The sequence below is a fragment of the Sphingobacterium sp. IITKGP-BTPF85 genome (assembly GCF_001006065.1).
GTDB lineage: Bacteria > Bacteroidota > Bacteroidia > Sphingobacteriales > Sphingobacteriaceae > Sphingobacterium > Sphingobacterium anhuiense.
The window spans coordinates 1-15,413 of the sequence record NZ_ASZT02000046.1; the positions used below are offsets into that span (position 1 = coordinate 1).

The 15,413-nt window shown below is 36.3% G+C and carries 12 protein-coding genes; 2 read left to right on the forward strand and 10 right to left on the reverse strand.

Features of this window, described 5'->3' with window-relative positions:
* The first annotated feature begins 87 nt into the window (after positions 1–87).
* Positions 88–1,401: a hypothetical protein gene (locus L950_RS10995; RefSeq protein ID WP_021189151.1), complete on the forward strand. Its 1,314-nt coding sequence runs from the start codon at positions 88–90 to the stop codon at positions 1,399–1,401.
* A 47-nt stretch (positions 1,402–1,448) separates the two neighbouring features.
* Here the strand turns inward: L950_RS10995 and L950_RS11000 are convergent, their stop codons facing one another.
* From L950_RS11000 to rpmB, 10 genes are all read right to left on the reverse strand, one after another.
* Complete coding sequence (locus L950_RS11000) at positions 1,449–2,246, reverse strand: N-acetylmuramoyl-L-alanine amidase (protein WP_410528124.1); 798 nt, start codon at positions 2,244–2,246, stop codon at positions 1,449–1,451.
* Between the two features lie 530 nt (positions 2,247–2,776).
* A complete protein-coding gene (gene gcvP / locus L950_RS11005) occupies positions 2,777–5,650 on the reverse strand; it encodes an aminomethyl-transferring glycine dehydrogenase (protein ID WP_021189153.1) in 2,874 nt (957 codons plus the stop codon).
* Between the two features lie 364 nt (positions 5,651–6,014).
* Positions 6,015–9,182 (reverse strand): TonB-dependent receptor, encoded by a 3,168-nt coding sequence (locus L950_RS11010; RefSeq protein ID WP_021189154.1) that lies wholly within the window; start codon positions 9,180–9,182, stop codon positions 6,015–6,017.
* Between the two features lie 110 nt (positions 9,183–9,292).
* Positions 9,293–10,789: a bacillithiol biosynthesis cysteine-adding enzyme BshC gene (gene bshC / locus L950_RS11015; RefSeq protein ID WP_316930609.1), complete on the reverse strand. Its 1,497-nt coding sequence runs from the start codon at positions 10,787–10,789 to the stop codon at positions 9,293–9,295.
* Positions 10,711–10,881, reverse strand: a complete 171-nt coding sequence (locus tag L950_RS36440; RefSeq protein WP_021189156.1) for a hypothetical protein — start codon at positions 10,879–10,881, stop codon at positions 10,711–10,713. The genes bshC and L950_RS36440 overlap by 79 nt, the downstream gene beginning before the upstream one ends.
* Before the next feature lie 122 nt (positions 10,882–11,003).
* Entirely contained in the window at positions 11,004–12,338 is a 1,335-nt protein-coding gene (rimO, locus tag L950_RS11020; RefSeq protein ID WP_021189157.1) for a 30S ribosomal protein S12 methylthiotransferase RimO, read from the reverse strand.
* A 14-nt stretch (positions 12,339–12,352) separates the two neighbouring features.
* Positions 12,353–13,315, reverse strand: coding sequence for a signal recognition particle-docking protein FtsY (gene ftsY / locus L950_RS11025; RefSeq protein WP_021189158.1), 963 nt, complete (start codon positions 13,313–13,315; stop codon positions 12,353–12,355).
* A gap of 170 nt (positions 13,316–13,485) precedes the next feature.
* On the reverse strand, positions 13,486–13,653 hold the full coding sequence (locus tag L950_RS27825) for a DUF4295 domain-containing protein (RefSeq protein ID WP_021189159.1): 168 nt from the start codon (positions 13,651–13,653) through the stop codon (positions 13,486–13,488).
* Positions 13,654–13,700: 47 nt separating this feature from the next.
* A complete protein-coding gene (rpmG, locus tag L950_RS11030) occupies positions 13,701–13,883 on the reverse strand; it encodes a 50S ribosomal protein L33 (protein ID WP_002998409.1) in 183 nt (60 codons plus the stop codon).
* An 81-nt stretch (positions 13,884–13,964) separates the two neighbouring features.
* The gene (gene rpmB, locus L950_RS11035; RefSeq protein ID WP_021189160.1) at positions 13,965–14,198 is read right to left on the reverse strand and encodes a 50S ribosomal protein L28; all 234 of its coding nucleotides are present in this window, start codon (positions 14,196–14,198) and stop codon (positions 13,965–13,967) included.
* Between the two features lie 443 nt (positions 14,199–14,641).
* On the opposite strand from rpmB, the gene recO reads away from it, so the two are divergent.
* Positions 14,642–15,364: a DNA repair protein RecO gene (gene recO / locus L950_RS11045; RefSeq protein ID WP_021189162.1), complete on the forward strand. Its 723-nt coding sequence runs from the start codon at positions 14,642–14,644 to the stop codon at positions 15,362–15,364.
* The last annotated feature ends 49 nt before the right edge of the window (positions 15,365–15,413 follow it).

The following is a 15,413-nucleotide window of genomic DNA, read 5'->3' on the forward strand; positions in this document are numbered from 1 at the left end:
AAATAACCCTTTTGTTATAAATTGATCAAATATCATCTTCCCTCCCATTCCTTTTCTGCAGGCTATCATTTTTTGTACCTTTGTACCATGGTAAGAGAAATATTTGAAACCAAAAGAAAAGCACTGAAAATAAATCTGAATCCGGAGATTTACGGCACCTTTGCTGAAATTGGAGCGGGTCAAGAAGTTGCACGTAACTTTTTCAATGCAGGGGCGGCATCTGGAACAATCGCCAAAACAATGTCGGCTTACGACATGACTTTTAGCGATGCCATCTACGGAGAAGAAGAGGATGGCAGATATGTAAGCCGCACGCGTTTAACGAAAATGCTAAAACACGAGTTCGATTTATTAACCAAGCGCTTACATGGTGAAAAATACTGTAACAAAAAGTTCTTCGCTTTTGCCGACACCGTTACTACGCTAAACTTTACAAAAACAAATGAACCTCATGGTTGGATTGGTGTCAGATTTCAACACGAAGTCGACGGCCCTACCAACGATATCATTATACACGTAAGACTGCTAGATAGCGACAATCAGCTACAACAAAAAGTATTGGGTATCATTGGAGTCAACCTCCTTTTCGCAGCCTATTATTATACCGATAACGTGCAGACCATGATTGAGTCATTAGTCGACAATCTATCTGTAGGCTCTGTAGAAATTGATCTTGTAAAAGTAACTGGCCCGTTGTTTGAAAATGTCAATGAAAGATTGATCAATTTATACCTGATTGCTAAAGGTTTTGCAAAGGCCGCAATCTTTAAACCAGATGGCAAAGCCGCACAGATCAAAGATTACCTTTACAAAAAGAATATCATTCTTCTAAGAACAAAATATAGACAAAAATCTCTTCCTAACTTTGATCTATTCAATCTTGCTGTAGATCAATTTAAGAAAAACACAGGCGCAACATCAGAAAACACAGTAGTCCTGATAGAGGTATTAATGGGCAATGTACTTGAAGAGGATCATATCATTACCGATAAAGATCTCGAAGAATTTGCACACCGTGCCGAAGAGCTATGTTCAACAGGCAATAATATCATCGTCAGCAATTTCAGAAGAAATAATCATCTTGCTGAGTTTATCAATAATTTCAAACCAAAGAATATTGGTATTGCGACCAACGTTTCCAATTTAAGAAATATCTTTAATTCGGATAATTACAACAAGGAGCATTACACCAATGAACTTCTTTCCTATATTTCGGGAATGTTCAATAAGAATATCAAGCTATATGCATATCCATACTTATTGAAAAAAGAAAATAAGATTATCACCACAAAAAATATGGCCGTTTCTGAAGAAGCCAAACCATTATTTGATTTCTTAATTAAAAATGGTTACATCATAGACATTGAAAATTACGATATCAAATATGTTAAGACGGTATAGATGTCACAATAACAATAAAGAGCTCCAAAATTTGGAGCTCTTTATTGTTATAAGAACTTTTTATAGATCGAATACAATATCTTCAGATCATTTTCCTTCAGCGTAGCGACATTTGCATTCGTCTGGATGTAATGCTGTTTAAAAGCCTTAATAGCTGCATCCAAATTCTTTACATCGTAACCAATAATTCTCAAAGCCAGTTTTGGATTAAAATCAATTGGTGGAGTTTCCAGATATTCTTCGTACCAGTAACCGAAACCCTTATCTGCTAATACCTTCCAGGGAAATCGTGATGGATCATTTTTACGAGTTGGAGCTAAGTCCATATGACCAATGAAGTTTGCTTGAGGGATGTTATATTTCACTTTAAGATACGAAAGTAACTCGGTCAGCGCATTAATCTGTGCATCTGTCCAAGGATCTGTTGTTCCATTATTATCTAATTCAATTCCAATAGAAGAAGAATTTAGATCCGTATCATTACCCCATTTACCAATTCCTGCATGATGTGCACGATAATAATCATTGACCATCTGCACCACTTTACCAGTACGGCCAACAACATAATGAGCACTTACACCCGCCTTTTCAGAATGAAAGGTACGTATGGTCTGTCCCAGTGAATCCTGAGCAGTATGATGAATCACAACATAGTTTGGTTTGCGAATCCCAAAGTTTATCGATGCGATCCATTCTTTTTCAACCGATAGCGGTAATTTACCGATAGCTTGGTTGATAACAGGACTTGTAGCATATTCTTTGGCAAGTAACTTTGCTTTTTTCTTATAGACTTTCTCAGTTGCGGCATACTTACCTGTCGAACAGGAAGCAAATAGCGCTGTCATCACTAAAAAAGTTATTGTTGATTTTACTTTCATTATTAATATAATTACTTCAGAAGCACTTCATCTCATTTATGCATGATAAATACGTATTCCAACATCTTGCTTTTCCGTCCAGTAAACATTCCGTCAGCAAGCTATTCACAAAAATGATATCATCATTATTGATGCTGCACAAAAAAGACAATCCGCGTCGTTAGTTAAGTCATGTAAACTTGAACTTGGATTTTCATTAAAACACAAAACAAACTTAGATAAATTTGTTTTATTTACAATTATAATTGCATCATATATAAGACATCTTCTTTCTTTTACCTTTTTTGAGATTCATCATTTAGCTATGACAATCCTCTCTCTACTCCCGCTACAAATGAATTATATTTAATCTTACTTCCTCAAAAAGTTAAGGTATTGAACTGTCTACCATCCATCATGAGCAAGATCCTAAAGATGACATGCTCAATATTATCTTTTACAAAAAAAAGCCTTCATCTGTATTAGATGAAGGCTTTTTTATTTTATTATATTTTTGATTAAGCTTCTGCGTACTCTTCAATAGAAGGACATGAACAAATTAATGTTCTATCTCCTTGTGAATCGTTTACACGACCAACAGAAGGCCAGAACTTACGATCTTTTAAATAAGCCAAAGGATACGCAGCTGTTTGGCGAGAATAAGATCTAGTCCATTCGTCAGCAGTTACAACAGATGCAGTATGAGGCGCATTTTTCAATACGTTATCAGCCTGATCTACATCACCCGCTTCAACCGCAGCAACTTCTTGACGAATAGCGATCAAAGCATCACAGAAACGATCTAATTCAGCTTTAGACTCAGACTCAGTAGGCTCAACCATCAAAGTACCCGCTACAGGGAAAGAAACTGTTGGAGCATGGAAACTATAATCCATCAAACGTTTTGCGATATCAGCAACTTCAACACCCACATTTTTATATGCACGGCAATCTAAGATCATCTCGTGTGCACAACGTCCATTTACACCAGAATATAATACTGGGTAGTGGTTTTCCAAACGAGCTTTAATATAATTTGCATTTAAAATTGCAGTTTTTGTAGCGTTCGTTAATCCATCTCCACCCATCATTGCGATATAAGCATGCGAGATAATTAAGATAGAAGCAGAACCAAATGGCGCCGCAGATACTGCAGTGATACCCTCTTCACCAGAAACTTCAACCACTTCGTGATTAGGTAAGAAAGGTACTAAGTGTGCTGCAACACCGATTGGACCCATACCAGGACCACCACCACCGTGAGGGATACAGAACGTTTTATGTAAGTTCAGGTGACAAACGTCAGCACCGATACGACCAGGGCTTGTTAAACCAACCTGCGCATTCATATTCGCTCCATCCATATAAACCTGTCCACCATTTGCATGGATAATTTCACAGATTTCAATAATAGGTTCTTCAAATACCCCATGCGTAGATGGATAAGTCACCATAAATGAATTTAAATTCGCGGCATGCTCTGCTGCTTTTACTTTTAAATCCTCAACATCAATGTTACCACGATCATCACATTTAACAACCACAACTTTCAATCCAGCCATAGAAGCGGAAGCAGGGTTTGTACCGTGAGCGGAAGCAGGAATTAAACAGATGTTACGGTTATGGTCTCCACGACTTTCATGGTAAGCACGAATAACCATTAAACCGGCATATTCTCCTTGAGCGCCAGAGTTTGGTTGGAAACTCATCTTAGCAAAACCTGTAATTTCAGATAACCAATCATTCAACTCACCGATCAACTGCATATAACCAGAAGTTTGATCTGCAGGAGCGAATGGATGTAAACCGCCGAAGTTAGCCCATGTAACTGGAGTCATTTCAGCAGTAGCATTCAATTTCATTGTACATGATCCCAATGGAATCATAGAATGACATAATGATAAATCTTTTGCTTCCAAAGATTTGATGTAACGTAACATCTCACTCTCTGAGTGGTAGCTATTGAAAACTGGGTGTGTTAAGTAATCAGAAGTACGAACCAAATCAGCAGGAAGAGCTGATGTTAAAGATGCCTCGATAGATTCGAAATCAACATCAGCCAAATTTTTAGCTTTTACTTTAGCAAATACTTTTACAATCGTTAAAATGTCTTCATAAGTCGTTGACTCATCAATAGAGATCCCTACAACAGAACCTACATAATTGAAGTTCATTTCGTTATTTAAAGCCTCAGATTTTAATCCAGCAACTTCACCACCTAATTCAAAACGAACAGTATCAAAGTAGTTTTTGTTCAATTGCGTATAACCCAACTGTTGAACAGCTTGGTCTAACAATTGAGCCAAATCGTGAATACGGCTAGCAATATTCTTGATTCCTTGAGGACCATGATATACGGCATAGAATGACGCCATAATTGCTAATAAAGCCTGTGCAGTACAGATATTAGATGATGCTTTATCACGACGGATATGCTGCTCACGAGTCTGTAATGCCATACGCAATGCGTAATTGCCATTAGAATCTGTCGTAACACCGATAATACGGCCTGGAATATTACGCTTAAAAGCGTCTTTAGTTGCGAAAAAAGCAGCGTGAGGACCACCGAAACCCATTGGTACACCGAAACGTTGTGAATTACCAACAACAACATCAGCACCCCATTCTCCCGGAGGAGTTAATAACGTTAAACTCATTAAGTCTGCAGCGGCACAAACATTAATGTTTTTGGCATGAGCAGCAGCAGTAAAAGCTTTATAATCTATAATTGAACCATCTGCAGCAGGATATTGAACAAATGCAGCGAATACATCATCCGTTAAACTGTCTTCAGAAATAGCTTCAATACGAAGTTCAATTCCAAAAGATAATGCACGAGTTCTTAATACATCGATCGTTTGTGGATAAGCATTTTCAGAAACCAAGAAAACATTAGCCGCTTTGTTTTTACGAGCCGAATAAAGCATAAACATACCTTCAGCAGCAGCAGTAGCTTCATCTAATAAAGACGCATTCGCGATCTCTAATCCTGTTAAATCACAAATAACCGTTTGAAAATTTAACAACGCCTGAAGACGACCTTGTGCAATCTCTGCCTGGTAAGGTGTATACTGTGTATACCATCCTGGATTCTCAAAGACGTTTCTTTGAATAACACCTGGTAAAATCACATCAAAATAACCTTGTCCGATATAAGACTTGAAAACTTTATTTTTTTCTGCAATTTGTTTTACCCTTTTCAAATAAGCGACTTCGCTTAAAGCAGCAGGCAATTGTAAAGCTTGTTTTGCACGAATCTGTGCAGGAACAGTTTGCTCAATAAGTTGGTCAAGCGAGTCAACGCCTAAAAATTCCAACATTTCTCTCGTTTCAACCGATCTTGGTCCGTTGTGACGATCTTCAAATTTTTCTTGAAAATGTATGTTACTCATGTGTGCAAAAAATTAGTGCCTTTCGCTAGATTCTTACCTTTTTTGGTTTTATTAAAAATAATAGCAAAACAGCTGCTTTTTGGATGTGCAAAGATACATTTTTTCAAGTCCTAAAAAAGCAGATTATGTCTGTAAAAATAATTATTAGAATACCCATACAAAACAATCGTTTGCGATCTCATCTGCACACAAAATTTAAGCTCAATTTCATCATCTAGAGCAAGATTCTAATTTACCCGACATAATTCCTGATAACAAATGCTCGTTATGCACGATGTCAGTTCGCTTATCACCCATACCAAAATAAAATCATAAAAAAAGGGCCTTTTCTCATTTTGAAAAGACCCTCTTATAAGTTGAAATATTAGAAAGAGTAACGTAAACCTAATTGAAATTGATATGGATTTCCAGAACGTGAGATCACTCCCGTATTTGCTACGCTATAATTATACTGCTGTAATGTCGCATCAAACTGAGGTAAAGCATTTCCGTCAGTATCTTTTCCACCCAAAGCATATAATCTCTGGTTCCCAATGGCTTCATTTACACCCCAAGTTTTCTTAAATAAGTTGGCAACGTTAAAGAGATCACCAGATACCTCCAAAGCATGGTTTTTGTATAAATTGAACTTTTTAGCGACCCTAAGATCAATTAAGCCATAGAAACCATTTATCCCTCCGTTACGTTTTGCTATTTTACCCTCATATTCCTTAATATAATCTTTGAGGCTTTGATTGGCAGCATTATCCAATAAGTTATTTAAACCATCTACTATACGTTTTGGCGTACTTGGATTATTTGGATCAAAAATATAAGCTAGATCATTATCATTGCTGACAAAATCGCCGTTGATATTACCTCCTGCCAACAGACTATAACGTGTTCCTCCAATACCCGAATAACGAACACCTACACTCACGCCATAAAATGTTGGCAAAGTACCATATATAACCAATTTATTGCGGAATTGATTATTGGAATAACTCATCTCACTTAAATCTCTTGGATCATCTTTCACTGCTAAAGACAGTGTTGCTGTATTGGCCACATTTCCATTGAAAGAAGTATTATCCTTCACGTCATTCCACGTATAACTGACAGAAATAGATCCATCCTTATAGTATTGGTAACTGGCATCCAATACCACTGCAAATTGGTTGACCTTTCCTTTAGAATTCATTTCCAAAACACGTCCGTATTTATTAGAAATCCTTCCCTGCTTCCAATCTGGAGCACCAGCAACGATAGAAGATGCAGGAACATATACGCCCCTGTTGTCTTCATTCGCTAATCTAAAGAAAGGATCATTTACCATATTACGATCTACATACATATAATTATTACGTCCCAAATTCATATATCCTGAAAGACTCGCTTTGAGTTTTTCTGTAAAGAAATGCGTATAAGATACGTTTGCCTTATACACCACTGGAATCTTCGCGTCAGATCCATAGGTATTAATGGTCGGTGTTTGAAATTGTGCCAATGTTGGCGTAGAAGAAGGATCTTTTCTATATCCAATAAAATCAGGATTAGGCACATCTTTACCACGCACATCTACAGTCGCAAAATGCTTACCATCAAAGGTCAGATTATTGATCGTCATATAATTGTTGATATCCGAAGCAAAGATACCTCCTCCAATACGGAAAAAGTCTTTCCGTTCCTCATTCACATCCCAGGTCATCTGAAATCGCGGTTGAGCTACAAAAGACTTCAGTTTATGATCCGTACGTACACCAACTTCTTTTAACAAATCTTCGTTCAGAGGAGAAGTTGGGTAATGTCCATAATCCAATCTTAATCCTGCTACTAAATCCAAACCTTTAGCTAATTTGGTCTGTAGCTGTCCATAAACACCCGCATTAAATATTTTGCCGACAACCGTTGGATCTGCCATCAATGGAACTTCACGATAATAATTGTACGGCACCATTGCTTCAAAATTTTGTAAAGCAGTATTTCCGTTATCGCTTGGTCTAAAGTGGAAGCGTCCATTCACTTCGCTACCATACACTGAATTTGCATGCGTATACATTAAGTCAACACCAAAAGTATAATTTATATTGTCTGTACTGTAATAGATATTATCTACAAGCTGAAATACATTATTTTTAAAAGCTTCCTGAGCAAAACGATGTCCACCCAATTGCAGTGTTTTAGTACCAGTGGTAGATTTTATATCCTCTACAATTGCGCGCGGAATATTTTTACTCGGTAAAAGATCCCCTGGACTACTACTCTGATAAGTATAAAGGTGCTGTACTTTTAATTCATTGGTTATTTTAGGAGAAATCGTTGTACGCAATGTCGCTAATAAGCTATTGTCAATATTTTTATCATTTCCATAAGATTCATACATCATGATATCCTTATTATCCTGCAAGCCAAGCCTATTCATATCGTTTGTAAAATTGTTACGGATGGTCAAGAGGTTCTTGTCATTAATTTGCCAATCAATACGACCAAAGATCGCATTTGATGGACGTATTTTGTCAAAAGAACCTGTCTGTGCCTCCTGGCCCATACCATATTTTCTTTGTCCGATGTCAACAAACTTATCCAGATTGTCTCTTGTAATGCCAAAACGTTCTTCATCTGCAGTAGAGGTTATATCGGCTATAATTAATGGGCGAGCATCACGTTGATGATCCCAAGCGACAAAGTAATGAAGCTTATCTTTAATGATTGGTCCCCCCAAAGTGAATCCATATTGGTAAGTGGAGAAATCATTCATCCGCTTTTTACCATTGATATCATTAGGACTGGATAGCCAATCAGCCCGAGAATACAACCAAGCACTACCCTGTGTCTTATTAGTTCCTTGTTTTGTCACGGCACTTACAGTACCCCCACCTGCTCTGCCATAAGTCACATCATATTGATTGGTCACCACTTTAAATTCCCGGACAGCTTCAATCGAAATCGAAAATGGTGCCCCGCTTCTGCTTGTTGTTGAACCGGCAGATGTTGGATTCTTTGCGTTCATACCATCAATGGTAAAGTTGGTCGAAGAACCAAGCTGACCACCTATATTATCACCTTTACTCAATGGTGATAGATCCATTAAAGAGGTAAAGTTTCTTCCATTAACCGGCAATTTTGCGATATCCTTTGCCGTGACGGCAGTTGCGGCACCTAAATTTTCAACCTGATTTTTTAATGTATTTGTACCTTTAATCTCTACTGTCTCTAGTACATTTGAAGAATTTTGAATGGAAATATTCAATCGAACAATATCACCCTGATTTAAATTATATCCGGTCCGAACCTGTTCACCATATCCAACATAGGAAACTTTCAATATATAAGGACCGCCCAATGGTAGCTCTTTAAAATTATAATCGCCATTTGCATTGGTAGATGTTTTTGTGGTGAAGCCTGTCGATTCATTTCGAACCTCTACAGAAGCGCCTTGAACACCTTTAGCGTGCTCGTCTGTAATCTTTCCAGCAAAACCAGCCTGAGTTGTCTGCGCATACAAACCAGTACCAATGACAGTTAAACATGTTGTGAGTAGAAATTCTTTCATCTAGTATTTTGTTACATTGTTATGCAACAAATCTAACCACCCCCTGTTAACTAGAACTGAACTGTGTGTTATCAAATTATAAATGAAAAAAGTCAGCTTTGAGCTGACTTTTAATAGAGTATCGTAAACTTAAAATCCAATGGATTAAAATGCTTATAAAGTTCATCGAATAAGGTATCTCCATATTTAACATAGAGAAGACCAAAATTCTCAGACCGTTCCTGCAATCCACCACCTGGAAACAGACGTTCTTTGATATGGTCGATATTAGACAATGCATCTTTATGATTCCGCTTTTCGGCACGCATTAATTTCTTTTCCAGATTATTAATAGCTTTTTTTAACCGTGCTTTAATCGCTTCCGTACTTGGTGATAAACTAGGATCTATCTTGTGCGTACGAAGCTTTATTTTTCCGAATATGGCATTTAGCTCCATCCATTCATCATTTAGATTTAAACGATGTTTCGTTTGCCGACGCACAAATTCCTTCTTTAGAATTTCACTATCCCGGAATATACTTTTAAAAGTAAGATCCTGTCTAAAAATCTTAGACACCACATTATCTTCAGTAATCATGGCAGAATTACGTGGTATTAAAATTGGAAAATCAATTCCATATTGATCAAAATTAGCTTTTAGCTGCATCCAATAAACCATTTCTGCCCCACCACCAATATAAGCTAAATTAGGCAAGATGATTTCCTGGTACATAGGACGCATAACCACATTCGGACTGAATCTTTCTGGGTATGTATCTATTTCCTTTTCAAGCTCCGCTTTTGTAAAGTAAATATCCTGATGTAAAACCTCATAACGGCCATCAGCATTTAAAACAATACGTTCGCGAAATTCATCTGTCAGATAGAAAAAATTGATTTCACGAGCATGCACCTGTGTGGCAAAACCGGCTTTTTCCAAAGACTCAGAAGTCTCTTCTATTGCTTTAAAGCTTTTTTCTGTTAAAATATCTTCTGCTATGATCGGTTTAAAAACGGTTTTTAACGTTTTGTCATCAGCATCAATAATAAGCAGGCCAAATTTCTTAAACAATTCATGTACAAGATATCGGGTAGCATCGGCTAAATTATCAAGCTTGAGATAAGCATTCTCAACAATACAGGCAAGTTTACAAGAATGCTCAGAAAGCCCTAAAACACCGGTATACTGCTTTACTGCCTGAACAATAGAATCCGTATCCATCCTTCCTGTAGCTGAAACCGCGGGAGTATCCCAAACGATTTTTTTGCCTGACAATTTCGTATGGTTTATTTCCGCAAAATCATGATCTTCCGTAGCCATCCAATAAACAGGAACAAATTCTTTCTCTGGAAACCTGACTTTAAGATCATCTGCTAAACGAATAGCTGTTATGATTTTAAAGATAAAATATAATGGACCAGTAAAAATATTGAGTTGATGTCCCGTTGTAATGGTATATGCGTTATCAGCAAGTAATTTATCAATGTTTGCTGCAACGTGAGGAGCGGATTCTAGTAAATCGCCATATTGTGCTTTTAATCGATCAACTAAAAGCGTACGCGAAGGAAAAGGTTTTTTTTCATTAATTTGCTTTTCAAAACCAGCGAAAGTTGGCCAATTCCCGATAAAGGAACTAAAGCTTCATCCTGATTTAAATAAGCAATAAGTGTCTTAGAAAAGCTGTTGGTTTCGCTGTAGTCTATATAAGTTGCTTTCATTCGTGATTACATTTGCACTAAAAACAGAGTAATATACATAATTGCTATACAAAATAAGCAATTAATATTTTCTCTGCGCACAAATGTAGTGTTTACGAATAAAAGCAACGATTGGATCGCTATTATTTGACAATAGATCCATATAAATCAAAGTCTTCAGCGCGGTCCACTTTAACATTTACAAAATCACCGATTCGGGCATAGTTTGTTTTTGCATCAAGTATAACCTCATTATCAACTTCTGGAGAGTCATATTCTGTTCTGCCAATAAAGTAATCGCCGTCCACACGGTCAATTAATACTTTATAGGTATTTCCTATTTTATCTTGATTGATCTCAAAAGAAATTCCTTGTTGTACTTCCATGATCGCTTCTACACGCTCCTGTTTTACTTCTTCAGGGACATTATCTTCCAATGAATGCGCATGTGTTTTCTCTTCATGCGAATAAGTAAAACATCCTAAGCGGTCAAAACGTGTTTCCTCAACCCATTCCAACATCTCTTGAAAATCTTGCTCAGTTTCATCAGGATAACCACAGATTAACGTTGTACGCAAAGCAATATTAGGAACTTTATCACGGATCTTATTAACCAAATCAATCTGTTTTTGCTTACTTGTACCGCGACGCATTGAAGTCAACATACGATCAGAAATATGCTGCAATGGCATATCTAAGTAATTACAGATATTTGAACGTTCATTCATCGCATCAAGAATATCCATTGGGAATCCAGAAGGATAAGCATATTGCAAACGGATCCAATCGATACCATCAACATCAGATAAATGACGCATCAAGTCAGAAAGGTTACGCTTTCCATAAATATCTAATCCGTAATAGGTTAAATCTTGTGCGATCAATATCAATTCTTTCGTTCCATTAGAAGCTAAGAATTTGGCTTCTTTCACTAAATCATCAATTGATTTTGAAACATGCTTACCACGCATTAACGGAATCGCACAGAATGAACATGGACGGTTACAACCTTCGGCGATCTTAAAGTAAGAATAGTGCGAAGGTGTGGTCAGCATACGCTCACCCAAAAGTTCATGGCGATAATCTGCACCAATAGATTTTAATAAATCAGGTAAGTCATTTGTACCAAAATAACCGTCTACGTTTGTAATCTCAGATTGTAGCTCAGGTTTATAGCGCTCAGAAAGACAGCCTGTAACAATGACCTTATTGATCTTGCCCTCATCTTTCAATTCTGAAAACTGTAAGATCGTATCAATAGACTCCTGTTTGGCATTATCGATAAAACCACAGGTATTGATAACAACAATATCGTTCTCCTGAATATTAGTAGCCTCGTGTACAACTTCTATTTGATTACCTTTTAATTGTCCCATCAATACTTCACTATCATGAATATTTTTAGAACAACCCAATGTAACCACATTCACACGGGGTTTTGACTTTGGCTCTACAGCCTTACTATATTTTGTTTTCATATAATGGATGTGGATTACTTGAACAGCGAATCCACAAACTCTTTTTTGTTGAATAACTGTAAATCGCCGATTTTCTCACCGACACCAATATATTTTACAGGTATTTTAAATTGATCAGATATACCGATAACTACCCCACCCTTTGCGGTACCATCCAGTTTAGTCAATGCTAAGGCATTGACATCAGTTGCTTGTGTAAATTGAGTACATTGTTCTATGGCATTTTGTCCTGTAGAGGCATCAAGAACCAATAGAATTTCATGTGGAGCACCAGGAATAACCTTTTGCATGACATTTTTTATTTTCCCCAACTCATTCATCAAGCCAACCTTGTTATGAAGACGACCTGCTGTATCAATAATACAGACATCATCACCGTTAGATAAGGCCGATTGGACTGCATCATAAGCAACAGAAGCAGGGTCAGATCCCATCGCCTGTGCAACAACACGAACACCTACACGTTCACCCCAAAGCTTGATTTGTTCTACGGCAGCAGCACGAAAAGTATCAGCAGCACCCAAAACAACTTTATTGCCAGCTGCTTTCAACTGATGTGCTAGTTTTCCAATTGTTGTTGTTTTTCCAACTCCGTTTACACCGACCACCATGATAACATATGGTTTGTGATTACCGTACTCAAAGTTTTCAAAATCAGAACTGTTGTTTTCCGCTAATAATTCCTGAATCTCTTCCTTCAATAACGTATTTAACTCTGAGGTTGAAACATATTTATCACGTGCAACACGCGCCTGAATACGGTCAACAATTTTCAGCGTTGTTGTCACACCCACATCCGAGGTCACCAATATTTCTTCCAAATTATCTAAAACATCATCATCGATAGTTGATTTACCAACAACTGCTTTTGTAATTTTAGAAAAGAAACCCTCTTTAGTCTTTTCCAAACTTTTATCTAAAGCTTCTTGGGCTTCAGGAGTTTCTTGTTTCTTCTTGAAAAAATCGAATAATCCCATTGATATATGCTCCGCTTATGAATTCATTATTATTTATCTTCCGACCAGTATAAAATACCGATTGCCAAAGATAGATATTTGAAACCAACAAAAAAAGCCCTTTCGGTGTATACCAAAACGGCTATTTTTTTGAATTCTTTTTAAAGAAAAACTTTAAAAAAGGAAAATTACTAGTTATTTTTTGCAGCCTCTGCTAAAGTATCTTTTACTTTATCATTGTGAATCATCGCCTCTTTGAAAGTATAAGCTCCCGTTTTAGTCGATTTAGTAGTAATAATAACCTTTGTATATTCTTTACCGCCACCTTTTTGTAACGATGCAACAGATTTCTTTGCCATGGTATTAATATTTTAACTTAGTGCTTACACAGCAACTAAGATGTGAATTACTTAATTTCTTTGTGAACAGTAACTTTTCTCAATACTGGGTTGAATTTTTTCAATTCTAAACGCTCAGTTGTATTTTTCTTGTTCTTAGTAGTGATGTAACGAGACATTCCCGGAAGACCACTTTCTTTGTGTTCAGTACATTCTAAGATAACTTGTACTCTATTTCCTTTTTTAGCCATTGTTTTACTTTATTTTGAATCCTATAAAATGCTAGGATTGAAATTCATGAATGATATTTTATGCAACAGGCGAAAAATCAATTAAATTGATCCTTTTTTTATGAACTTACCGATAGCATTAGTGATACCGATTTTGTTGATAGTTTTAATCGCCGAAGTCGAAACTTTTAATGTAATCCAACGATCTTCTTCTGGAATGAAGAAACGTTTTGTTTGCAAATTTGGGTAAAATTTACGTTTTGTTTTAGCGTTAGAATTAGATACATTATATCCATTCATTGCTGTTTTGCCTGTTAAATCACAAATTCTTGACATGATATTATGTTATTTTGTTGTCTTAATTTAAATATATCTTTTCGCAAAGAGTGTGCAAATATCTATATTTATTTTGTTAAATGCAACAATTTTAAGGATTTATTTTTAAAAAAATAAATATCCAGGCCTTGGTAAAGGCAAAAATAATGTATTTAATTATATTATATTTGCTTAAACATAGAAAATAGTTTTCAACAATTCACACTTGTAAACATCATGAATAAATATTTACGCAGAGGACTATTAGAAATCATACTTGCTATTATACTCATCCTGGTCAGTTATTATCTAATGAAATTACAAAATAATTGGTATAAACCTATTATGATTTTAGGGGTAATTTCTTTTGGAGTCGGGTTTCTTCGTATTATTTATCGCCTAATACGCAAGATTGATAGAAATGCATTGATAGAAATGCGAAAAGAGAAAAAAGATAAATAAATATGCTTCATAAAACTAGAGGTATTGTATTAAAAACCACCAATTATTCTGAAAGTAGCGTCGTATCTCAAATTTATACGGAACACTTTGGCTTGCAATCATACCTTGTGAATGGCGCCCGCAAACCTAAAGCTAAAATTAGATCGGGGTTCTTACAGGCCTTACATCCTTTAGATATGGTTGTAACCTTTAAAGATAACAATTCCCTGCATCGCATAAATGAAGCACGGCAGGTACCTCCTTTAAAAAGTATACCTTACGATATTGTCAAAAGCTCATTAGCAATATTTCTCAATGAAGTGCTCTATAAAATCTTAAGGGAGCAATCTGGAGATCCATTTCTATTCGAATATTTGTATCAAGCGATACTATGGCTTGATAACTCTGAAACAAATCTTGCAAATTTTCATTTGGTATTTCTTATTAACTTAAGTCGTTTTCTGGGTTTTTACCCTGTTGAAGCTTCGAAAAACTATCCCTATTTCAATTTGGAATCTGCCACTTTCTCCAATCAGCTTCCCGAACATCCCTATGTATTACAGGAACCTCACACCACGCTTTTTAGAAAATTGATGGCAACAGAATTCAACTCCTCAGAAGATATCAAAATGAGTACTAAAGACCGTCAGATACTCTTAGAAAAAATAATCGACTACTACAGACTACATCTCACGAATTTCAGAGAAATAAAATCGCTCTATATCTTAGAAGAAATCTTTCATTAAATCATCTAATTGAAATTTATTTCCTTACTTTTAGATATACTTTAATAAA

What these genes read in the sequence shown, in the direction of transcription:
- L950_RS10995 (WP_021189151.1), top strand. Translation starts at nt 88, where the DNA reads ATGGTAAGAGAAATATTTGAAACCAAAAGAAAAGCACTGAAAATAAAT.
- L950_RS11000 (WP_410528124.1), bottom strand. Translation starts at nt 2,246, where the DNA reads ATGACAGCGCTATTTGCTTCCTGTTCGACAGGTAAGTATGCCGCAACT.
- gcvP (WP_021189153.1), bottom strand. Translation starts at nt 5,650, where the DNA reads ATGAGTAACATACATTTTCAAGAAAAATTTGAAGATCGTCACAACGGA.
- L950_RS11010 (WP_021189154.1), bottom strand. Translation starts at nt 9,182, where the DNA reads ATGAAAGAATTTCTACTCACAACATGTTTAACTGTCATTGGTACTGGT.
- L950_RS36440 (WP_021189156.1), bottom strand. Translation starts at nt 10,881, where the DNA reads ATGAAAGCAACTTATATAGACTACAGCGAAACCAACAGCTTTTCTAAG.
- rimO (WP_021189157.1), bottom strand. Translation starts at nt 12,338, where the DNA reads ATGAAAACAAAATATAGTAAGGCTGTAGAGCCAAAGTCAAAACCCCGT.
- ftsY (WP_021189158.1), bottom strand. Translation starts at nt 13,315, where the DNA reads ATGGGATTATTCGATTTTTTCAAGAAGAAACAAGAAACTCCTGAAGCC.
- L950_RS27825 (WP_021189159.1), bottom strand. Translation starts at nt 13,653, where the DNA reads ATGGCAAAGAAATCTGTTGCATCGTTACAAAAAGGTGGCGGTAAAGAA.
- rpmG (WP_002998409.1), bottom strand. Translation starts at nt 13,883, where the DNA reads ATGGCTAAAAAAGGAAATAGAGTACAAGTTATCTTAGAATGTACTGAA.
- rpmB (WP_021189160.1), bottom strand. Translation starts at nt 14,198, where the DNA reads ATGTCAAGAATTTGTGATTTAACAGGCAAAACAGCAATGAATGGATAT.
- recO (WP_021189162.1), top strand. Translation starts at nt 14,642, where the DNA reads ATGCTTCATAAAACTAGAGGTATTGTATTAAAAACCACCAATTATTCT.